This window comes from Spongiivirga citrea (assembly GCF_010671565.1).
In the GTDB taxonomy this organism is placed as follows: domain Bacteria; phylum Bacteroidota; class Bacteroidia; order Flavobacteriales; family Flavobacteriaceae; genus Spongiivirga; species Spongiivirga citrea.
In genome coordinates this window covers 511,595-533,628 of record NZ_JAABOQ010000005.1, presented here as the reverse complement: position 1 = coordinate 533,628, position 22,034 = coordinate 511,595, and the positions used below count along the sequence as shown (strand labels likewise).

Below are 22,034 nucleotides of genomic sequence, written 5' to 3'. Positions count from 1 at the left end.
TTGTTAGTAGGGCAAATATAATAAACCCAAACATTAACCATTGAAGCAATAACGACTTTGCAGATTATTTGTTTTACTATCTTTTAAAATAAGATTAACTTCGTTTACACGAATTACAGTAAGCATAGCATGAAAAAAAATATCGCCATCATCATGGGCGGATATTCGTCGGAATATCAAATATCTTTAAAAAGCGGCGAAGTTGTTTATCAGCATTTAGATAAAACGAAGTACATAGCATATCGCATACATATATTTAAGGACAAGTGGTGTTATGTTGATGATGCTGGCACTGAATTCCCGATAGATAGAAATGACTTTTCAGTAACTATTAATGGTCAGACTCATAATTTCGATTGCGTTTTTAATGCGATCCATGGCAGTCCTGGTGAAGATGGACTCATGCAAGCTTATTTCGAATTGTTAGGCATTCCTCAAACCAGCTGCGATTTTTATCAGTCAGCACTGACTTTTAATAAAAGAGACCTGTTATCGACCTTAAAACCCTATGGGATTAAGACCGCACAATCTTATTTTTTAAATGAAGGAGATTCCATAGACACAAAAGGCATTGTAGATGCTGTGGGTCTACCCTGCTTTGTAAAAGCAAATAAAGCTGGTAGTAGTTTTGGAATAAGTAAAGTGTATAAAGAAGAAGAACTTCCTGCTGCGATTGAAAATAGTTTTAAGGAAGATAATGAGATCATTATAGAAGAATTTCTCGATGGAACCGAAGTCTCTGTAGGTGTAATAACCTACCAAGGCAAAACCAAAGTTTTAGGCATTACTGAGATTATAAGCGAGAATGATTTTTTCGATTATGAAGCAAAATATGAAGGAAAATCACAGGAGATTACACCAGCCAGGATATCAAATAAAATGGCAGAAAAAGTATCCACTGTCGCTTCAAAAATATACGACATCCTAAAAATGAAAGGCTATAGCCGCAGTGAATTCATTTTTAAAAACAACGAACCATACTTACTTGAAATGAATACAGTGCCTGGGCTTACCGAAGCTAGCATTTTACCAATGCAAGCAAAATTTTCAGGACTTAGTTTAACCGAATTGTTTGACAGCGCTATTGAAGAAGCATTAACCAATACAAAAACCACCTTATGAGACGAGCCATTTTCCCAGGATCCTTCGATCCGCTAACACTAGGGCATTATGATATTATAAAACGTGGTGTTCAACTTTTTGACGAAGTGGTTGTTGCTATCGGTATTAATGCGAACAAAAAATATATGTTTTCATTAGAAGAACGCAAGCAATTTATTGAAGACGCATTTAAAGATTTTCCAAAAGTAAAAGTGGTTACCTATAAAGGTTTAACGGTGGACTTCTGTAAAGAGATTGATGCTCAATTTATTTTAAGGGGTCTTAGAAATCCAGCTGATTTTGAATTTGAAAAGGCCATTGCGCATACCAACCGTAAACTGTCTAAAATTGAAACAGTATTTCTACTAACCGCCGCAAAAACCTCATTTATAAGCTCGAGCATTGTTCGCGATGTAATTAGAAATAATGGAGACTATACGATTTTGGTTCCAGAGAGTGTGCGGGTTAGCAAGTAAATCAGAATGAATCAATCTATTTCATCTATCGCCCTTGCAGTAAAAGACTACGACGAGGCCATTGATTTTTATGTCAATAAAATGGGATTCGAATTAATAAGTGATATTCCACTGGAAGCTGGAAAAAGATGGGTTTTAGTCAAACCAAAGGGAAAAAATAATACGACTTTACTCTTGGCTAAGGCTGATGGTTTGGAACAAGAAAAAGCAATAGGCAACCAAACTGGTGGCCGCGTTTTCTTGTTTTTAAATACTGACAATTTTCAAAGAGACTATAAACAAATGCTTGCAAATGGCGTTGAGTTTCTTGAAAAGCCTCGACATGAAGTTTACGGAACCGTCGCTGTTTTCAAGGATTTGTATGGTAATAAATGGGATTTGATTGAATCGAAATAATTATTTTCACTTCAAAGTTTAAAAGTACCTTTTCAATATGAATGAAATTATTTTCGGAATACTATTCATACTTGTTTACTTCTCTCCTGTTTTTTATCAACTTCATAAAATAATAAAGGAAAATCCAGAAAAAAGAAAATTGAAAATAAGAGGACTGATCAAAGTTTTGAAAATCACTTTAGTTTCTTTCACAGTCATTGCGGCAGTCTTTCTTAGTTTACAGCATACAAACTGGCTGGATTACGAAAAGCCTATTCCTTTCAAAAATTTCAATGATATCTCTTTTAAAAACTTTAGAGGATTAGAATTTTTTAAAAAGACGCTTTATGGCTCAAAAAGATTTGCTTACATAAGAACGGACATTGAAACTGATATAGGTGATGATCAGGTTTATGTTGAATCTTTTTTTCATCCTTCGAAGTCATTTGTTTATGCAAAGAATAATAATGATAAGTACCTTCTACAACATGAATTATATCATTTTAGAATAACCGAACTTTTTGCTAGAAAAATAAAACAGGAAATTGATACAACTTCTATAAAAAGCAAAACCAGGATTAACCAAATAATTCTAAAACACTTTGACTCGCTAGGTAACTATCAAAAAAGCTATGACTATGATACTTTTCATAGTTATGTGCTAAAAGAGCAACGAAAATATGAGAAAGAAGTAGATAGTTTATTATTATTGCTAAACAAATACAAAAAATCAAACATAGTAATTAATGAGAGTAATTAGCCTTTTACTTTGCCTTTTGATCTTAGTTTCTTGTGAAGAAAAAAGTAAATATCCTGTAGATAAACGCTATTGGACTCCGGAAGACTATCATTCTGTTTTGCTAAATAGCCTGTACAAGAATAATGAAGAAGACAAAACTCCATCATTTAATGACCCCGAAACAAGAATAGTAGTTGAAAAACTCATGGATCATTCAAATTATCTAATTGTTTTAGATGATAACGAATTAGGCTTAAAGTATAGAAGTGAAGTTGCTCAAAAGTTTTTTGACGAATGGAAAGACCTCTACAAACTCTATAATGTTACTGATAGGAAAGATCAATATAAATATGAAAAGGAATTTTTGTCCGCTGTTGACTTTGGTCTAGGTCTTCAAATAAAGTATTTCAAATTAGGCAACGATAATATTATCAAAAATTCCAGTAATCCTAAGGAGTCGAGAATTCAGAATATTCTTAAGGATAATGAACAGATCGTTGTGGTCAACTTCGAAAATCAATTAGAATTAATTAATGAAGAAAGTGTCTTCTCCAAAGAAGGATTAGATAAATTGAATTCAATATACGATGAACATTTTGTGAATCTACACAACACTTTTCCCTCCGCTCGATATTCCAGTTTAGTTACCAAAATGGAATTACTTAAAGAGAAATGCACATCAGAAAAAATAAGAAAAACATTAGATGAGCTTATCACAAAAATGAAAGGTGATAATTCCTAATTCGGAATGAAACTAACTCCTACCTAGTAAATCGTAAATCCTTTACAACTTATACTCAGTCAAACTTTTAGGAAACGCTTCTGGATTTGCAGCTAAATGATAACGCGGATCGTCTACCGCTTCTTCGATAACAGTTCTGAAGATTGGACTTGCCTTATATAGTAAGGCTTTACAATCAGTGCTTAAATGTAACAGCTTAACATCTTTTCCGGCTGCTTGGTATTTTTCTACCAAATTAAAGATAGCTTCCAGCGCAGAGTGATCACTTACACGAGCCTCTACAAAATCGATGACTACCTTATCTGGGTCATTCTTAACATCGAATTTACTATTAAACTCTTGTATAGCGCCAAAAAACAGTGGCCCCCAAATTTCATAAACTTTAGTCCCATCTTCACGCATACGCTTGCGTGCACGAATACGTTTCGCATTCTCCCAAGAGAACACCAATGCCGACATAATCACCCCAGCAATTACCGCAATGGCTAAGTCGAAAATTACCGTTAATGAGGATACCGCAATTAAAACAATGGCATCTGTTATTGGTATTTTTCTAAGTATTCTAAAACTAGACCAAGCGAATGTTCCTATGACCACCATAAACATAACCCCGACCAAAGCTGCAATAGGAACTTGTTCAATTAAGCTACTCGCGAATAAGATAAATATGAGTAAAGTTACAGCCGCGACAATACCAGATAATCTTGTTCGACCACCACTTTTAATATTTATGATAGATTGACCGATCATAGCGCAACCACCCATACCACCGAATAATCCTGTTACGATATTAGCGCCACCTTGAGCGATACATTCTCTATTCGAATTTCCTCTAGTTTCGGTTAATTCATCTACTAAATTTAAGGTCATTAATGACTCGATCAAACCGATAGCAGCTAGAATTAATGCATAAGGCCCTATGAATTTCAAGGTTTCCCAATTCATCGGTACTTTATTAAAAATATCAAATTGAAATTGTGGCAATCCACCTTTCAAACCTGCTCCTCCGCCGTCTCTAATAAAACTTCCAACCGTTGCCACATCTTTAAGTCCTCCGAAAATAACAATGGCAGAAACCACTAATATTGCTACTAATCCATCAGGGATTTTCTTTGACAGCTTAGGCAAACCGAACATCAATAGCATAGTCAATAATACAAGTCCAGCCATTAACAATAGTTCTGGAGTTGGTAAAAATTTCTTCGCAAAGCCTTTATTTTCTACTTCGTAAATACTCTCATCTTCGATATTAAAACGTACTTTATTTGTAGCAGCATCAAAAACCTGACCATCTGCAATCTTATATTTTAAAGTGTTATCATCAATTGAATATAAGCCATCTTCTTTTTTCGTGAAAAGTGATTTCTCAGTATGGAAGTCTGTCACTACATCGCCTGAAACTGTCATTATTTGCTCTGTAGATACTGTCTTATATTTATTATTTCCAAAAGCATCTTTAATATTCTCTTTGAACATCCCTACTTGAGATAAGAAAATAACAATGGCTAGTCCGTTTACAAAACCCATCATTACAGGGTGGGGAATCAACCTTACAAACTTACCTAACTTAAAAAAACCAGCTAGCATTTGAATAACCCCCATTAAGATAACGGTAGCGAACAAATAGTATAATCCAAGCTGCTCTCCTTCAACCCCCATCGCATTTCCTTTAGCAACTAATGCTACCATAACAACAGCTAATGCTCCAGTTGCACCAGATATCATACCCGGACGACCTCCAAAAACTGCTGTAATTAAACCAATCATAAATGCAGCGTACAACCCAACCAATGGATCGACTCCTGCAACAAACGCGAAGGCGACTGCTTCTGGCACCAAGGCAAGTGCTACTGTTAATCCTGATAAAATATCGTTTTTGGCGTTGGCTACTCGTTTGCGTACAAACTCCGTCATGACTTGATTTTTAAGAAGCGGCAAAGATATGGCTATTCTATCGTTTGACAAGATATTATGTCACTTCATTACATTGTTATAAATTTGAGATACATAACCAATATCATCAATCTTGAGAAAATCAATCCTATTTTTAATCACCACACTTGCCTTTATCTCTTGTAAAATTGAAAAGGAAGCATCCGATTTTGACTTTACAACAACCTTTGAAAAATCGGAAGGAAAACAGACCGCAACCTATGAAGAGGTGGTTAGGTTTTATGAAAATTTAGCCGAAGCCTACCCATCGGTCAAAATGAGAAATTCTGGCCGAACTGATAGTCGCGAACGGTTAAAAATGGTAACCATCAACCCTAGTCCGGAAACTAATTTAGATAAGGTAAAGGAAGACAAAAACATCATTCTCATAAACAATGGTATCCATCCAGGCGAATCCGATGGCATAGATGCTACCATGATGTTATTCCGAGATATTGCTCAAGGCAAGATTGACATGCCAAAAAATACTGTTTTGGCCACCATTCCTGTATATAATATTGGTGGAGCTTTGAATAGAAATAGTGGTTCTCGAACCAATCAAAATGGACCTGAAGAATATGGTTTTAGAGGAAATGCAAGAAACTATGATCTAAATAGAGATTTTATAAAAGCCGATACTTGGAATGCCTCAGCCTTCGCTCGAATTTTCCATATTCTGCGACCGGATGTTTTTATCGATAATCATGTAAGCAATGGTGCGGATTATCAATATACGTTGACACATTTATTCACCCAACACAATAAATTAGGTGGTGAGCTAGGTAATTATTTACATACCGAGTTAATGCCATCGTTAGAAACGGATCTTGCTTCAAAAAAATGGGATATTACGCCTTATGTAAATGTTTATAACCGAACTCCCGACAAAGGGTTTTCTCAGTTTATGGATTCCCCCAGATATTCAACCGGTTATACAACGCTTTGGAATACATTGGGAATGATGGTTGAAACGCATATGTTGAAACCATATAAACAGCGCGTAGAAGGCACCTATGAATTAATGAAATCAATGATTGAAATTGTTGAGCGTGATCATGAAAAAATTAAATCGCTTCGAAAAGATCCTTATAAAAAATTTTTAGAAAAAGAGACTTATCCTATCGGTTGGCAGCTAGACACTACTAAATCTTCCACACTTTATTTCAAAGGATATGAAGGTGAAATGATTACAAGTGAAGTAACCGGATTGCCAAGACTAAAGTACGATCAAAACAAACCTTTTACAAAAGAAATTCCTTATCAAAATTATTTCAAAACAACTAAAGAAATAACAATTCCTGAAGCATATCTCATCCCAAGACCATGGAAACGAATTATTGATCGATTGGAAGTAAATGAGATCGAAATGGAATACATTGAAGATGATGTGGATATGGAAGTTGAAGTATATCATATTGACAGCTACCAAACATACAACCGACCGTATGAAGGACACTACCCTCACTACAATACAACAGTTACTAATACTACTGAGACTGTGTCAATCAAAAAGAATAGCTATTTAAAAGTAAAAACGGATCAGCCTGGATTACGGTATATTCTAGAAACATTAGAACCCGAAGCCGTAGATTCATTTTTTAATTGGAACTTTTTCGATACCATTTTACAACAAAAAGAAGGTTTCTCAGCCTATGTATGGGAAGATGAAGCTGCCAAACTATTAGCCGAGAACGCCGAGTTAAAATCCAAGTTCGAAAAGAAAAAACAGAATGATGAAAAATTTGCAGCCAGTTCTTACCAACAGTTAGATTGGCTTCATAAAAAATCGGATAATTATGAGAAAGCCCATATGCGATATCCGATTTATCGGGTTCTTAAAAAATAGAGGCAAGACTGCTACGCTGCTAGAGCTTAGAAACAAGACTAAAAAATTCTAAGATTGAAGTCTCCCTCCTTGGGGAGGGATTCCACATGAGTAAAAGTTTAATGGAATCTCAAGAATTCTGGAAGAAAAAATTAGCTTCGACACCCCTCTAAATCTCCCCTCAAGGGGAGACCATATTTTCTTTCTAAAAAAACTCCTCAGAAAACAGCAACCTTATATTGGCATAAGAGTTTTTTAATGCTTCTTTAGCATCGCCCAGAGTCTTCCATTCAACCTTGGTAATATCTTCTTCCAATTGCGGAATCAGTTCAGCATCATGACTGGTTTTCATTTCAAACCAATGTGTTATTTTCAATTTAAATGCGCCATTGCGTCTAAAAACATGATAGGTAATTGGCAATGTATTTGTGATCTCTAATCCCAGGACTCCTGTCTCCTCCTCTACTTCACGAATAGCGGTTGTTTCAATATCCTCCCCTTTTTCGGTTTTTCCTTTAGGCAAATCCCATTTTTGGTTCCGAAAAATAAATAAAATCTCTCCCTTCGCATTTTTAACCAATCCACCCCCTGCGTATACAGGGGTAATTTTCTTCTTTAGTTTAGAAATTAGCTTTTCTTCATTCTTGTGATATAAACTAATTGGCGGTCCGTTTAAATCGGATGCTTCTTTGATTACCTCGGCAATGTCACACTTTTTTAATTTGTACTGTTTTACCTCCTCACTATTTTCTTTCACATTGGTAAGAATCATAGCACGGTCGTTGACAAAAACTTTATACATTTGCATCCATGATTTTAGATAAGAACACCGCTATGAAAACTGCGGAGCTTTTGTTGCAAATTAACGCAATAAAACTACAACCGCAACAACCTTTTACTTGGGCTTCAGGATGGCAATCTCCCATTTATTGTGATAATAGAATTGTACTATCATACCCAACCATTCGAAATTTCTTAAGAGAGCAATTCGCCAGCCAAATCGAGCAATTATATGGGAAACCAGATATTATCGCTGGTGTTGCCACTGGCGCGATAGGAATTGGCATGTTAGTTGCAGAAATTATGGGACTACCTTTTATATATGTTAGACCCGAAGCGAAAAAACATGGGCGTCAAAATCAGATAGAAGGTGTCTTAGAAGCTGGACAAACAGTCGTTGTAGTGGAAGATTTGATAAGTACGGGAAAAAGTAGCTTGAATGCTGTAGAAGCGTTAAGACAAGGCGGGGCTAATATTAAAGGAATGCTCGCTATTTTCACTTATGGTTTTGAAGTTGCTTCTGATAATTTTAGAAAAAACAAGATTGAGTTACATACGCTATCTAACTATAAATTTCTGTTACAACAAGCCTTGAAAACAAATTATATAAACGAAGATCAATTAAAGGTTCTATCAAGTTGGAATGAAAGTCCTGATACTTGGAAACTATAAAATATTAAAAAATGAATTTAGAAAGTCCAAAAGTTACCGTCGATAAATCAGCCAATGACCTTTGTGAATTTTTAAGCGAGGTGAAAAATTTTGAGCAACTAATGCCGGAAAACACAAGTAAATTTGAAGTTTTAAATGAAAAACGTTTCCTATTTGCTTTAAAAGGAATGCCAGAAATAGTACTTGAACTTAAAGATGTGCAAGCTCCTAACAAAGTGATTCTAGGCGCTGCCAGTGACAAGCTACCATTTACACTTACTGCTGATATTAATGAAATCGAAGCTAATAAAAGTGAAGCTCAATTAGAGTTTGCAGGCGAGTTTAATGCAATGATGGCAATGATGATTAAAGGCCCTATTACCAATTTTATTGGTGCGCTTTCTGAGAATATGGCTAAGCTGTAAATAGGCGTATAGCAAGTATTTAAGACTGTTCCATATCCTTACCAAAGATGATGCACATATTTTTTAATATGTGAATCATAAATCTCGTTAACAGCATGGCGTTGTTCGTTGGATAGTGATTTCATCTCTGTTGCTGCATTATTTGAAGTGAGGTATTCAGTTTTTGATGTTCCCGGTATGACACAACTAACTTGAGAAAAGTCTAAAATCCAGCGAAGTGCCACAGTAGCTAAATTTTCCTGATCCGGAAAGACTTCGCGAAGCTTTGTTACCGCATCTAGCCCAATTTCATAGGGCACACCAGAAAAAGTTTCTCCTTTATCAAAACCGGCACCTTCACGATTAAAAAAACGATGGTCGTCTTTCTCAAATGTGGAATTTTTGGTAAACTTCCCGGTTAACAATCCGCTAGCTAAGGGCACTCTAACAATAACACCAATATCATTTTTACCGGCCTCCTGAAAAAACAGCTCCGCCGGTCGCTGTCTGAATATGTTAAAAATTATCTGAACTGTGGTCACATTTGGAAATTCTATTCCCTTTAACGCCTCCTCTATTTTTTCAACACTGATACCTAGGTTTTTAATTTTCCCTTCATCTTTCAGTCTATCAAAAAGTTCAAATATCTCAGGTCGATAGTAAACTTCAGTAGGTGGGCAATGCAATTGAATAAGATCTAGGCATTCTAAACCTGTATTTCTCAAACTAGCCTCAACAAATTCGCGTAATGCTTTTGGCGTATAATTCTCGTTAATGTGCGGATTAATTTGGCGTCCACATTTTGTAGCAACAAATATTTCTTCGCTTCTACTTTTAACTACTCTACCAACTGCTGCTTCGCTAGCTCCAGCTTCGTATACATCAGCAGTATCAATAAAATTGACTCCTTGATCAATAGCTTCATTTATTATTTTTTCAGCTAAGGCATCATCGAATCCTGAACCCCATCTACCGCCCACTTGCCAGGTACCTAATGAAACTTCAGAAACATTCAAGTTAGTCTTACCGAGTCTTCTGTAATTCATGATTTTTAACTTATGATTATCGAAATTAAAAAAAAGACCCTTATTACATCGTATCATTTGTAACACAATAACTGCCTTATGGGATAATGATGCTAAAAGTTATATGAAATCAATACATTAATTTTATCTCCTTCATATCAAACTCCTTTAAAACTTCGTCTTCCAATAATACTTGAAGTCGACCTGAATTAGAAACCCCTTTAATAAAGCCCATGATCAAATTATCGTTTTGATCTTTAAAGGTCGAGGGTTTTTCTTTTCTGAATAGATGTTGGTGATACTCTTGGCTAATTTCATCTAATTTACTTTCCACTAAGAGAGAAACATAATGTTTAACTTCTTCTAATAAATCGTGTAAAACCTCATCAAGATTGTAGTTAACACCAGTCAGGTTTTTAAGAGAAGAAGCTGGGAAGTTTTTATTAAATGTTGTTTGATTTACATTAAGACCGATACCAACAATAATCGCGTCTAGTTTTTGCTTTCTTATAATGCTTTCGATCAAAACACCACAAATCTTGCGATTATCTGACAAAATGTCGTTTGGCCATTTTACTGATAAACTAGGGATTTGCTTTTTTTTCAGCGTTTTTAAAACCGCTAAGGAACTTGCCATACTCACATAGAACTGCTGCTCAATAGCTAAACAGTCAATCTTCTTAAACACACTAAGCATAAGGTTTTTACCCGGATCGGATTCCCAAACCGTTCCCATTTGACCTCTACCACTAGTCTGTTCAGCAGCTGAAACCACAGTAAAATCTTGAAGATCTCCATCGAGGTATCGCTTCCTTAAATAGGAGTTCGTCGAGTCGATGGCATTAAGTTTGATTAAATGCATATTAACGGCTTAATCCGGTTTGATAAAACTTGGTAGAACAGGGGTTAAAAGCTAAAAAAAAGTAATAACTTTGCGTAAAATAATAAAAATTAATGGTAAAGGAGAATGTAAGCGCAGATGAATTAATATCGACCATAATTAGCGGGATTGAAGATGTAAAGGGACATGATATAGATATCTTAGACTTACGTGAAATTGAAAACACCGTTTGTGACTATTTCATTATAACCAATGGTACCTCTAACACTCAAGTAAATGCCATTGTAAATTCCATACAAAAAAAGGTAAGTAAAGTACATCAAAACAAGCCATGGCATGTAGAAGGTTCTGACAATGCCGAGTGGATTTTGATAGACTATGTAAATATAGTTGTACATGTTTTTCAGAAGCATATTCGAGAGTTTTACGATATAGAGAGTTTGTGGGGAGACGCAAAAACAACAACTATTCAAACAAATTATTAAGAAACAAGAATTCAATTAATGTCAAAAGATAATAGCAATAACGCACCAAATAAAAAACCTAAATTTAGCCCGTATTGGTTATACGCAGCGATCATTTTAGTCATCATTAGTCTTAATTTTTTTGGTAGCAGCAATAAATGGCAGGATATTAAGCCAACTACTTCTTCTAAGTTTGATGAATTTTTAGATGATGGCGATATAAAAGATGTATTGGTCATCAACCAACGCAAGGCTAAGGTAACTCTTACAGAAGAGGCACTAAAAAAGGATATACACAAAGGTGCTGAATCGACCAATTTACTAGGTCAAAAAAATACAAAGGGGCCGCATTATCAATTTGAAATTGGTAGTGAAGATATTTTTCAAGAAAAGTTAGATAAAGCAAAGGCTGAAGGCAAGTTAGAATCATATGCATATGATACTGAGCAGAATTTCTGGGGTGATATGCTTATTAGCTTATTGCCATTTGCATTGATAATTGGTGTTTGGATTTTCTTAATGCGTCGTATGTCAGGTGGAGCTGGCGGTGGAGCTGGCGGCCAGATATTTAATATTGGAAAATCACGTGCTAAGCTATTCGACGAAAAACAAGACGTTAAAGTAACTTTTAAAGATGTTGCCGGTCTTGAAGGAGCGAAAGAAGAAGTACAAGAGATTGTAGATTTCCTTAAAACTCCAGATAAATACACATCACTAGGTGGTAAAATTCCTAAAGGAGCCTTATTAGTAGGACCTCCAGGAACAGGTAAAACCTTACTGGCAAAAGCCGTTGCAGGTGAAGCAAAAGTCCCATTTTTCTCACTATCAGGATCTGATTTTGTTGAGATGTTTGTTGGGGTTGGTGCATCTCGAGTACGTGACTTATTTAAGCAGGCAAAAGAGAAATCTCCAGCTATTATATTCATTGATGAAATCGATGCTGTAGGTCGTGCTCGTGGTAAAAGTAATTTTACAGGAAGTAATGATGAGCGTGAAAACACCTTGAACCAGTTACTCACCGAAATGGATGGTTTTGGAAGTAAAACGAACGTTATTGTTCTAGCAGCGACCAACCGTGCTGATGTATTAGACAAAGCCCTGATGCGTGCTGGACGTTTTGATCGTCAAATTTATGTCGATCTTCCTGATGTTCGTGAGCGTAAAGAAATTTTTGAAGTACACCTACGTCCACTTAAAATATCTGAAGGTCTTGATATGGATTTCTTATCAAAACAAACACCTGGGTTCTCAGGAGCAGATATTGCGAATGTATGTAACGAAGCAGCTTTAATTGCTGCTCGTAATAACAAAAAAGCGGTAGACAAACAAGACTTTCTTGATGCGGTCGATCGTATTGTAGGTGGACTTGAAAAGAAAAACAAGATCATTACTCCACTTGAAAAGAAAACGATTGCTTATCACGAAGCAGGGCATGCAACTGTTAGTTGGATGCTAGAGCATGCAGCTCCATTAGTGAAGGTAACTATCGTTCCTAGAGGACAATCTTTAGGGGCCGCTTGGTATTTACCGGAAGAGCGCTTATTGGTTAGACCTGATCAAATGTTAGATGAAATGTGTGCAACCCTTGGAGGTCGTGCTGCAGAAAAAGTAATTTTTGATAAAATATCTACGGGAGCATTAAGTGATCTTGAAAAAGTAACCAGACAAGCAAAGGCCATGGTTACCGTTTACGGATTGAACGACAAAATAGGAAACCTTACCTATTATGATTCTTCAGGACAGGCCGACTACAACTTTACAAAACCATATAGTGAAGAAACTGCTCAAATAATAGATAAAGAAATATCTGCTATAATCGAAGAGCAGTACCAGCGGGCCATCGATCTTTTGACAAATCACAAAGACAAACTTACAGAGCTGGCAGATGTTCTATTAGAGCGCGAAGTCATTTTTAAGGATGACCTTCAAGAAATCTTCGGAAAACGTCCTTTTGCTAAGGATGTAAAGGAAGACGAAGAAGAACAAGCTCAAAACGAAGCAATAACCAATAACGATGCATAGTTATTAGTTTGTTAAATGTACTGTTGAGTTTTTTATAGTTTTATATATTAAGAAAAACTCAATAGTCACTTAGCTCTCTTGTTAGATTAGGAATGAATATTTTCAAAAAATTATTCGGATCAAAATCAACATCCTCTAAAGGCAACATCAAAGAGGAACGAGGGAAGTATATGCCCGAAGTCAACATTCCTGCGGATGAAAAATTCACTATCAACTTCAAAAAAAACGGAGGAAAATTTATTTATTGCGATTCCAAAAGCGAAATAGCCGATGCTTTTCAAAGCATACTACAAGAGAATAAATGGGATAAAGACCCTGTGTTTTGTAATGATCAACTGCTGCAAAATAATTTCAAGAGTTTCAATCTTAATTTTACTGAAAAAACGCAAGGAAGCAGTTTTTTCTTTTCTAAATGCGAGTATTTAATTGCTGACGAAGGTGGTATTTTATTATGTTCAAAACAAATTGGCGAACACCGACTTCCCAATTTACCAACCAACGTTGTTATTTATGCCAATACAAGTCAATTAGTTGACACTATTGGCGAAGGACTCCGACTAATAAAGAACAAAGACAAGCAGAAGCTTCCTTCAAATATTACTACCATAAAACACTTCGAAACTAAAAAGGAAAAGGACTTTTTAAGCTATGGTAGTAGTTCAAAAAACCTATATTTGTTGCTGCTAGAAGACCTTTAATTCGCTTTGAGGGTTACTAAATAACTAACTACTTTAAGATTGAAAGAACTTGCAATTCGAGCTGTATCTGGACTGCTTTATATTACCTTGATTATTGGTGCTGTATTGCTATCTAGCAATGCGTTTTATATTGTGTTTTTCTTATTTGGAATAATTTGCCTGGTCGAGTTTAATAAACTGGTCAATAACACCTACTCAGTAACTTATTTCATTTTTGCAGCCTTGTTTTTTGTATTTGCTTTTGATAAAACCGAAGGCTTTTCACCTTACTTTCTGTTAGTTCCCACCATTTTGGCGAATCTTTTTTTAATTATTGATTTATTTAGGGCACAACAACAGAAATTGTCAGCCATTAAAAATTACCTTATATCGACAACCTATATTATAGGTGGATTCATTTTTGTATGTCTATTGCCTAGTTATGAAAACTCATTTCACCCAATGATTGTATTCGGGGTTTTTCCTTTAATATGGATTAATGATAGTTTCGCTTATTTGGTTGGTAAGAATTTTGGCAAGCGAAAGTTGTTTGAGCGCATTTCACCTAAAAAAACAGTAGAAGGCTTTTTAGGCGGTCTTATTTTTAGCTGTATAGCAAGTTATTTTATTGCTAACTTTACGGAGACCTTAACCGTTAATCTTTGGTTAGTAATTGCTGTTATCATGAGTGTTTTTGGTACAGTAGGCGATCTTATTCAATCAAAATTTAAGCGTCAGGCTAATGTAAAAGATAGTGGTAATATTATGCCTGGTCATGGTGGTGTTTATGATAGGCTAGATAGTGTTATTTTTGCAGCGCCGTTTATTTATTTATTTCTTCATATCTGGATATATGTTTCATAAAGAAGGTTACAAAATTATTTTCATTACCATGCTCATCGTTGCAGGAATCATTTTTACTGCGGATGCGTTTATTGATATATTTTGGCTCCAGAAAACGCTTCAAGTTGCTGGATTAGTATTATTGATATTGATTCTTCAATTCTTCAGAAACCCGAAAAGAAATACCCAGCTTAACGAAGCTCATATTATTGCTCCCGTAGATGGTAAAGTCGTTGTGATCGAAGAGGTTTTTGAAAAGGAATATTTTAAAGACCAGCGATTACAAGTATCTATTTTCATGTCGCCAATAAACGTTCATGTAACACGTTATCCAATTAGTGGTGAGGTAAAATTTAGTAAATACCATCCAGGAAAATATTTGGTTGCTTGGCATCCAAAAGCTTCTGAAGAAAATGAACGCACTACGATTGTAGTTGAAAATGAAACTGTAGGTCCGATTTTGTATAGACAAATCGCCGGTGCACTAGCAAGGCGAATAGTTAACTATGCAGAGGAAGGCAGGCAAGTAGTCCAAGGCACTGATGCTGGTTTTATTAAATTCGGATCTAGAGTTGATGTTTTTCTACCTGTAGGCACCAAAGTGAATATGCAGCTTAATCAAACCGTAAAAGGAGGCGAAGATATTGTTGCAATAATTGAAGGTTGATTATTCCAAACCGAATTTTGAATAGTGATACGTTAAATACCGAATTTTTAAATGCTGTGGAAGCACTAAATAATAGTGAAGGTCCATTTCCTGCAGACTTTTTGTTACGTGCGTATGCATATTACAAACGTGCGACTCAAAATCAAGATCGTCCAGGCAGTAAAAAACCTTTAGTCAACGCTTTCAAAGCAAATGCGATGCTTCAAATTAAAGACATGAGCGAAGATGAAGCAAAACAAGCTTATATTGAATTGGTTGGTGAATATCTTAAAAAGAAATAGCTTTTTTCTCCTCTACTTACTCCTTCTTTCTTCTTGTGATGAAGGTACTAGAACCACCAACCAAAAAACATCCTATTCAAATTGGTATACCGCAAGTTTTGAGAATGACTCCATTCCAGGAATTGGATTAACTAAGGCATATACACTCCTCAAAAAAAGTACTGATCCTGTTATTGTAGCCGTAATTGATACTCCAGTTGATTTAAACCACCCAGTTTTCAGTAACCGACTCTATATTAATCATGATGAAATACCAGGAAACAATCTTGATGACGATAACAACGGTTATGTTGACGACATAAACGGATGGAATTTTGTCGGTTATGACAAAAACAAATCGGTTTACTTTACTAGCTATGAAATCGTTCGGCTTATTCGTCATTTGGAAAATCAAGACGAGCTTGATTCACTTCAACTAAAAAAATTAATTGAGGCCCATCAACTTCAAAGAGAAACAGCTCAAAAACGTTTGACGAAATCCAATAATGACTTGAAGGCCTTTTACAATGCTAAGAAGGTTTTTCCGCATGCTATTAGATCAAATGGAACTATTGATACTGTTGCTTCAAAAGAAATAAATCCGAAAGACGAGGAAGAAACTAAACTAAAGAAATTTCTAACCAGATATGGCAGAATCGGACTTTACGAAAAACAACTAATTCAATTTAAAATAGGAGGAGAAGGCGAAATAAGTAAATCGCTCAATTTACAATATGATGATCGGAGTATTGCAAAAGGCCATGCCATTATAAATGATATTGAGAATATGTCTCAACATGCTACTCAGGTTGGCGGATTAATTGCAGAAGCAACTAACGGAGTAAATTTTAACCGACCCGATATTATTGATATAAAATTGATGTTTTTAAGCGTTTCTGGAGTTGGAGATTATCACAATAATGATCTTGCAGCTGCTATTCGGTATGCAGTTGATAATGGAGCTAGTGTCATCAATTTTAGCGACAGTAAACCTTATTCTGTTGGTGAAGAAAAAGTAACTCAAGCAATAAAATATGCCGCTAAAAACAATGTCCTTATGGTCACCTCGGCAGGAAATAACAATCTAAACACTGATGATAATAAGTGGTATCCGCTAGATTATCGAGATGACTTCAATGAATTTTTAGACAATTTATTAGTAGTTGGTGCTAGCACCAATAAAATAGATAAGCTAAAAGGGAGTTTTTCTAATTATGGACAACAAACAGTAGATATTTTTGCCCCTGGATCAAAAATAACCATCCCAAACGGAGAAGTTGATGTCCCCTATATCCGGTTAGGAGGCACTTCTTTGGCCTCAGCTTTAACGTCGGCATCGGCAGCTATTATAATAAGTCAGTATCCTGACTTAAAAGCAGGAGAAATAAAAGAACTCCTTCTTCAAAGTTCAACCAACATTGAAGAAGATACGTTTAAGTCATACTCCAAATCAGGTAAGGTCTTAGATGTATATAAAGTCTTAGAAAAGCTGAAAAATCGACACACGAAGCATTAAAAAACCTACAAGGTTCTGAAAACCTCGCAGGTTAGAAGTAGGAATTTAATTCCAATTATTGTAATCCAGCCAAACTCGACTTTATCGTCTCGATTTTAGCAAGGGCATCCGCTTCCTTTTTCTTCTCGCTAGCAACAACTGAATCCGGCGCATTATTTACAAAACGCTCATTAGACAGTTTCTTTTGAACCGATTTCAAGAATCCCTCTGTATAATTCAACTCCTCAGTAAGTTTTGCTATTTCATCTTCAACATTAACAGCTCCCGCCATTGGAATGAAGTATTCGTTGGAACGTATAATAAATGATAATGAGGCTTCAACTGGATTAGTAACATAACTTATGCCACTCAAATTACCCAGTTTAATGATTACCGAATCAAAATCTCTAGTAACATTCTTGTGTTCTATTATTGACAGATCGATAGACTCTTTAAACGATATATTCTTGTCTTTTCTTATTTTACGTATTCCGGATATAACCTCCGAAGCATAATCAAAATCTGATATTATTGAGAAATCTTTTTCTTCAATTTTCGGCCAATCAGCTATTATTAAGGCCTGACTTGGCGTTCGTTCTTCAATTAACTGCCAAATCTCCTCAGTTAAGAAAGGCATAAAGGGATGCAAAATTCTCAATATGTTCTCAAAGATAGAAATAGCACCATTATAAGTTTCTTGATCAATAGGTTCTCCATAATTTGGCTTAATCATTTCGAGTAACCATGAACAGAAATTATCCCATATTAGCTTATATGTGGTCATCAAAGCGTCACTAATTCTATATTTGGAAAAGTGATCATCTATCTGAACTAAATCTCTTTGAAATTCTGCATTAAACCACTCTAATGAGATTTTACTTGATTCAGGCTGTTTAATCGTATCACTTACCTCCCAGCCTTTTATCAACCTAAAGGCATTCCATATTTTATTAGCGAATTGCTTTCCTTGCTGGCACAAAGCTTCATCAAACATAAGGTCATTTCCTGCGGCTGAACTTAACAACAAGCCAACTCGAACACCATCAGCACCAAACTCTTCAATAAGTTTTAGAGCATCAGGGGAATTCCCAAGAGATTTTGACATTTTGCGGCGTTGCTTATCCCGTACAAGTCCAGTAAGATATACATTGTTAAAAGGTTTTTCTCCCTTAAATTCATATCCAGCAACTATCATTCTGGCTACCCAGAAAAACAAAATATCCGGACCTGTTACCAAGTCATTTGTTGGGTAGTAGTATTTCGCCTCTTCATTATCAGGGTTTCGGATTCCGTCGAATAGACTAATTGGCCATAACCAAGCCGAAAACCAAGTATCTACAACATCTTCATCTTGCTTAAGGTCACCTATTGTCAAACTTGCGTTTCCGCTTTTTGCTTGCGCTAGCTTCAAAGCTTCTTCCGCAGTTTCTGCAACTACAAAATCTTCTTTAGCATCACCGTAGTAATAGGCTGGTATTTGCTGACCCCACCACAATTGACGTGAAATATTCCAATCACGAACATTTTCCATCCAATGACGGTAGGTGTTATTAAAGCGTTTTGGAAATAACTTTACATCTTCTGTCTCTAAAACTGCTTCTAGGGCTGGTTTTGCCAGGCCTTTCATGCTTAGAAACCACTGATCAGAGAGCCTTGGCTCGATCACAGCCTTTGTTCGCTCTGATGTACCTACCTTATTAAGGTGATTTTCAGTTTTTATAAGAATCCCTAAAGATTCTAATTCCTTTGCAACATTTTTTCTCGCAACAAATCGATCTTGACCTTCAAATTGCAATCCGTAGCTATTTAAGCTTGCATCGTCATTAAAAATATCAATTACTTCAAGTTGATGTTTATCACCTAAAACTTTATCATTTTCATCATGTGCTGGTGTTACTTTTAAACAACCTGTACCGAACTCAACATCTACATATTCATCTTCAATAATAGGCACTACCCTATTACAAATAGGAACAATAGCCTTTTTACCTTTTAAATGAGAGAAACGTTCATCAGTTGGATTGATGCAAATTGCAGTATCCCCAAATATTGTTTCAGGTCGTGTGGTAGCAATTGTTAATGTCTCATCACTACCCTCAATTTTATATGATATGTAGAATAACTTTCCCTGTTTTTCTTCATAATTCACCTCTTCGTCAGACAATGTTGTCTTTGCCTCTGGATCCCAATTTACCATACGGTAACCACGATAAATCAATCCTTTTTTGTACAAGTCAACAAAAACCTTGATCACAGCCTCTGACATATCGTCATCTAGCGTAAATTTAGTCCGATCCCAATCACAAGAGGCACCTAACTTTTTTAACTGTTCTAATATGATACCACCGTGCTTATCAGTCCAATCCCAAGCGTGTTTTAAGAACTCTTCTCTCGTAAGATCACTTTTGTTAATGCCTTCATCCTTTAACTTAGCAACAACCTTAGCCTCTGTTGCTATACTAGCATGGTCCATACCTGGTACCCAGCAAGCGTTATATCCCTTTAAACGGGCACGTCGTATTAGTACATCTTGAATGGTATTATTCAACATATGCCCCATATGTAGCACTCCAGTCACATTTGGTGGCGGAATTACAATCGTATATGGCTCTTTTTCATTGGGAACTGAATGAAAATAATTATGCTTCATCCAGTAGCTATACCACTTATCTTCAACACTTAACGCATCGTATTTTGCAGGGATTTCCATAGTTTGGAACAGTTTTTGTCCTAAGAATGGCAAAAGTACTTATTATCCATAAAACTGTGAAAGAAAACGAATATTTTGCAGATTGGGTTAAAAGTACCTAAATTTGAAATTCACCTAAATCTGTTAGAAGATGAAAAAGTATGTAGCTTTTATGCTAATCGCCTTTGTTGCTTTTGCAGCAAATGCACAAGAAAAGATGGCCAAGATCGAGTTTAAAACGGAAGTAATCGATTATGGCGATATTGCAAAAGGAAGTGATGGACTTCGCACTTTTGAGTTTACTAATACGGGTAATGCGCCATTAGTAGTTACCAAAGTAATTTCAAGCTGCGGATGCACAATTCCTAAAAAACCGGAAGCGCCTATCGCACCAGGAGACACTGGTGTAATTGAGGTTAAGTACAACACTCAAAAAGTAGGGCCAATACGAAGAACAATTACTGTTTTATCAAATGCTGACGAACCAACGAAGGCATTAAAAATTAAAGGAAAAGTTCTTCCTGCTGAAGGAGAAACGAATAAGAGTTAAGAATTAATTTTCTGAAAATAGAAGACCCTGACATAAATTGTCGGGGTTTTTTTATATCAAAGATTTAAGCACTAGGTCAAAACGCAATTTAACACCGTTACGCTCAACCAACAATCTGACTTTTTTACCAGCCTTACCTTGAAGCATATTGGTGACCTCTTGCAAGTTGTATTGATGAGTAGACCGATTATTCACTTTTAAAATGATATCTCCCTCTTGAAGTCCTGCAAAATCGGCTGGAGACCCTTTTCTTAGGTCTACAACTTTAAAATTAGGCACTTGATTTAACCGAAGTACATCTCTAAAATGAACAGTGATTCCTTCACTTCCCTTATCAGAACGTTGCGGAGCTCGAGCCAAGGCAGAAGTAATTTCTTGAATAAGTCGGCTGCCTCGATATTCAATTTCAATGCCGCTCATATTGTACTGAAAAGGCTTATTAAAAAGGCCATTCTTCCTCAAAGTAAGTGTACCACCTTGGTAGTCATAAACCAAATTAAAACGTTTTAACACTTCGCCGCCCACGCTACCATTTCTTTTAATATTTGTGCGCATTAAGGTAGTGGTAGCCGAGTCAGGAAATGCCACTTTTGCACCATGTAACTTGCTTCCTGCTAAGTTTAAGTAAGTAAGCTTTGCTCGCTCACCATAGATAGAGCCGCCCAGCCCCTTACCCAAAAAGTCTGTGTATTTTTTTTGTGGTACGTTTATATTCTTTCCTTTATCCTTAAATAACCAAACTGCGTCACTACTGCCAGTATCTACTAACAGATGCGCTGGCACTTCTTCGCTATTTTCAATAACTACCTTAGTATCTACATAAGGCTTATTCTTGAACAGGGTGAGTGGAATTTCTTCGCATTTTCGGCATTTTTTAGACTTGTATGTTTCTCGATTATGGAACTTCAATCTTTTTCTTGAATAATTCACCTCAACGATAAAATCTTTGAACAAGTCGTAACCAATAATACCATGAATGGTCATTCCTAATCGAGCTGAAAAATTAATACTCTCGTCTAAAACAACGTAAAGTTCCTGACTAGGATTATATAGCCCTTTTAGTTCAAACGTATTATTAAACGACTTAAGAGCCTCCACTGGTTTGTCGCTACCCAACCCTCTAATGCTAATTGGTGTTATATCATTAATTTGGATAGAATCTTTATCATTTAAATTAAAAAGAATTGGCTTACTAACTCCTGTATCAAGGATAAAGGACAAGCTGGTACCATTCACTTCAACAGGTATAACGATAAGATTATTTATTAATTGAAAAGGTACAGTCGTACTTTTTTGATTTTGGGTAATACCGAATTGAGTTTGGGCACTGATTGAAAAGAAACAAAGCAATCCTACAAATAGAAAAATGCGCCTGTAAAACCGATAATTTTTCATGATTATAGCTGTTTGATTCCTTTTAAAGTTAGGAAATACCCTTCTTCCCTGCAATAATTTAACACGAGCTAAAGAAATCGG

General features: G+C 35.8%; 22 protein-coding genes. 16 read left to right on the top strand and 6 right to left on the bottom strand.

The features are described 5' to 3' along the window. The first annotated feature begins 129 nt into the window (after positions 1–129). The 5 genes from GWK10_RS14410 to GWK10_RS14390 are packed head-to-tail and all read left to right on the top strand — an operon-like array spanning position 130 to position 3,433. The gene (locus GWK10_RS14410; RefSeq protein ID WP_164033079.1) at positions 130–1,122 is read left to right on the top strand and encodes a D-alanine--D-alanine ligase; all 993 of its coding nucleotides are present in this window, start codon (positions 130–132) and stop codon (positions 1,120–1,122) included. Then, positions 1,119–1,577 carry a pantetheine-phosphate adenylyltransferase gene (gene coaD, locus GWK10_RS14405; protein ID WP_164033078.1) on the top strand — a complete coding sequence of 153 codons (459 nt, stop codon included), beginning with the start codon at positions 1,119–1,121 and terminating at the stop codon, positions 1,575–1,577. The genes GWK10_RS14410 and coaD overlap by 4 nt, the downstream gene beginning before the upstream one ends. Positions 1,578–1,583: 6 nt before the next feature. Next, positions 1,584–1,973: a VOC family protein gene (locus GWK10_RS14400; protein ID WP_164033077.1), complete on the top strand. Its 390-nt coding sequence runs from the start codon at positions 1,584–1,586 to the stop codon at positions 1,971–1,973. 37 nt (positions 1,974–2,010) lie between these two features. After that, the gene (locus GWK10_RS14395) at positions 2,011–2,712 is read left to right on the top strand and encodes a hypothetical protein (RefSeq protein WP_164033076.1); all 702 of its coding nucleotides are present in this window, start codon (positions 2,011–2,013) and stop codon (positions 2,710–2,712) included. Further along, the gene (locus GWK10_RS14390) at positions 2,699–3,433 is read left to right on the top strand and encodes a hypothetical protein (protein WP_164033075.1); all 735 of its coding nucleotides are present in this window, start codon (positions 2,699–2,701) and stop codon (positions 3,431–3,433) included. Before GWK10_RS14395 ends, GWK10_RS14390 begins: the two co-directional genes overlap by 14 nt. Positions 3,434–3,475: 42 nt before the next feature. Here GWK10_RS14390 and GWK10_RS14385 read toward each other — a convergent pair whose 3' ends face one another. Beyond that, positions 3,476–5,347, bottom strand: a complete 1,872-nt coding sequence (locus GWK10_RS14385) for a SulP family inorganic anion transporter (protein WP_164033074.1) — start codon at positions 5,345–5,347, stop codon at positions 3,476–3,478. A 112-nt stretch (positions 5,348–5,459) separates the two neighbouring features. On the opposite strand from GWK10_RS14385, the gene GWK10_RS14380 reads away from it, so the two are divergent. Then, entirely contained in the window at positions 5,460–7,211 is a 1,752-nt protein-coding gene (locus GWK10_RS14380) for a M14 family metallopeptidase (protein WP_164033073.1), read from the top strand. 184 nt (positions 7,212–7,395) lie between these two features. Here the strand turns inward: GWK10_RS14380 and GWK10_RS14375 are convergent, their stop codons facing one another. Beyond that, the gene (locus GWK10_RS14375) at positions 7,396–7,992 is read right to left on the bottom strand and encodes an NUDIX hydrolase (protein WP_164033072.1); all 597 of its coding nucleotides are present in this window, start codon (positions 7,990–7,992) and stop codon (positions 7,396–7,398) included. Positions 7,993–8,000: 8 nt separating this feature from the next. Here GWK10_RS14375 and pyrE point away from each other — a divergent pair, with 8 nt between their 5' ends. Together pyrE and GWK10_RS14365 are read left to right on the top strand one after the other, a co-directional pair. Further along, positions 8,001–8,642: an orotate phosphoribosyltransferase gene (gene pyrE / locus GWK10_RS14370; RefSeq protein ID WP_164033071.1), complete on the top strand. Its 642-nt coding sequence runs from the start codon at positions 8,001–8,003 to the stop codon at positions 8,640–8,642. Positions 8,643–8,653: 11 nt separating this feature from the next. Next, positions 8,654–9,046 (top strand): SRPBCC family protein, encoded by a 393-nt coding sequence (locus GWK10_RS14365; protein WP_164033070.1) that lies wholly within the window; start codon positions 8,654–8,656, stop codon positions 9,044–9,046. 38 nt (positions 9,047–9,084) lie between these two features. On the opposite strand, the gene GWK10_RS14360 is transcribed toward GWK10_RS14365, so the two are convergent. Both GWK10_RS14360 and GWK10_RS14355 read right to left on the bottom strand, forming a co-directional pair. Then, the gene (locus GWK10_RS14360) at positions 9,085–10,071 is read right to left on the bottom strand and encodes an aldo/keto reductase (protein ID WP_164033069.1); all 987 of its coding nucleotides are present in this window, start codon (positions 10,069–10,071) and stop codon (positions 9,085–9,087) included. Positions 10,072–10,180: 109 nt separating this feature from the next. Next, on the bottom strand, positions 10,181–10,912 hold the full coding sequence (locus GWK10_RS14355; RefSeq protein ID WP_164033068.1) for a biotin--[acetyl-CoA-carboxylase] ligase: 732 nt from the start codon (positions 10,910–10,912) through the stop codon (positions 10,181–10,183). A 92-nt stretch (positions 10,913–11,004) separates the two neighbouring features. Between GWK10_RS14355 and rsfS the strand changes: the two genes are divergently transcribed. The 7 genes from rsfS to GWK10_RS14320 all read left to right on the top strand — a co-directional run bounded on the left by rsfS (position 11,005) and on the right by GWK10_RS14320 (position 17,340). Next, on the top strand, positions 11,005–11,376 hold the full coding sequence (gene rsfS / locus GWK10_RS14350) for a ribosome silencing factor (protein ID WP_164033067.1): 372 nt from the start codon (positions 11,005–11,007) through the stop codon (positions 11,374–11,376). 18 nt (positions 11,377–11,394) lie between these two features. Then, the gene (gene ftsH / locus GWK10_RS14345; RefSeq protein ID WP_164033066.1) at positions 11,395–13,377 is read left to right on the top strand and encodes an ATP-dependent zinc metalloprotease FtsH; all 1,983 of its coding nucleotides are present in this window, start codon (positions 11,395–11,397) and stop codon (positions 13,375–13,377) included. Between the two features lie 92 nt (positions 13,378–13,469). Next, positions 13,470–14,075, top strand: a complete 606-nt coding sequence (locus tag GWK10_RS14340) for an LUD domain-containing protein (protein ID WP_164033065.1) — start codon at positions 13,470–13,472, stop codon at positions 14,073–14,075. A gap of 39 nt (positions 14,076–14,114) precedes the next feature. Then, the gene (locus tag GWK10_RS14335) at positions 14,115–14,918 is read left to right on the top strand and encodes a phosphatidate cytidylyltransferase (protein ID WP_164033064.1); all 804 of its coding nucleotides are present in this window, start codon (positions 14,115–14,117) and stop codon (positions 14,916–14,918) included. Then, positions 14,908–15,564, top strand: a complete 657-nt coding sequence (locus GWK10_RS14330; RefSeq protein ID WP_164033063.1) for a phosphatidylserine decarboxylase family protein — start codon at positions 14,908–14,910, stop codon at positions 15,562–15,564. The genes GWK10_RS14335 and GWK10_RS14330 overlap by 11 nt, the downstream gene beginning before the upstream one ends. Positions 15,565–15,581: 17 nt before the next feature. Continuing rightward, positions 15,582–15,845 carry an acyl-CoA-binding protein gene (locus GWK10_RS14325; RefSeq protein ID WP_164033062.1) on the top strand — a complete coding sequence of 88 codons (264 nt, stop codon included), beginning with the start codon at positions 15,582–15,584 and terminating at the stop codon, positions 15,843–15,845. Continuing rightward, positions 15,790–17,340 carry a S8 family serine peptidase gene (locus GWK10_RS14320; protein WP_164033061.1) on the top strand — a complete coding sequence of 517 codons (1,551 nt, stop codon included), beginning with the start codon at positions 15,790–15,792 and terminating at the stop codon, positions 17,338–17,340. The genes GWK10_RS14325 and GWK10_RS14320 overlap by 56 nt, the downstream gene beginning before the upstream one ends. Before the next feature lie 55 nt (positions 17,341–17,395). Here the strand turns inward: GWK10_RS14320 and GWK10_RS14315 are convergent, their stop codons facing one another. Next, positions 17,396–20,029, bottom strand: a complete 2,634-nt coding sequence (locus GWK10_RS14315; RefSeq protein ID WP_164033060.1) for a valine--tRNA ligase — start codon at positions 20,027–20,029, stop codon at positions 17,396–17,398. 130 nt (positions 20,030–20,159) lie between these two features. Between GWK10_RS14315 and GWK10_RS14310 the strand changes: the two genes are divergently transcribed. Further along, entirely contained in the window at positions 20,160–20,558 is a 399-nt protein-coding gene (locus GWK10_RS14310; protein ID WP_164033059.1) for a DUF1573 domain-containing protein, read from the top strand. 51 nt (positions 20,559–20,609) lie between these two features. Here the strand turns inward: GWK10_RS14310 and GWK10_RS14305 are convergent, their stop codons facing one another. Further along, on the bottom strand, positions 20,610–21,953 hold the full coding sequence (locus GWK10_RS14305) for a PDZ domain-containing protein (RefSeq protein ID WP_164033058.1): 1,344 nt from the start codon (positions 21,951–21,953) through the stop codon (positions 20,610–20,612). Between the last annotated feature and the right edge of the window lie 81 nt (positions 21,954–22,034).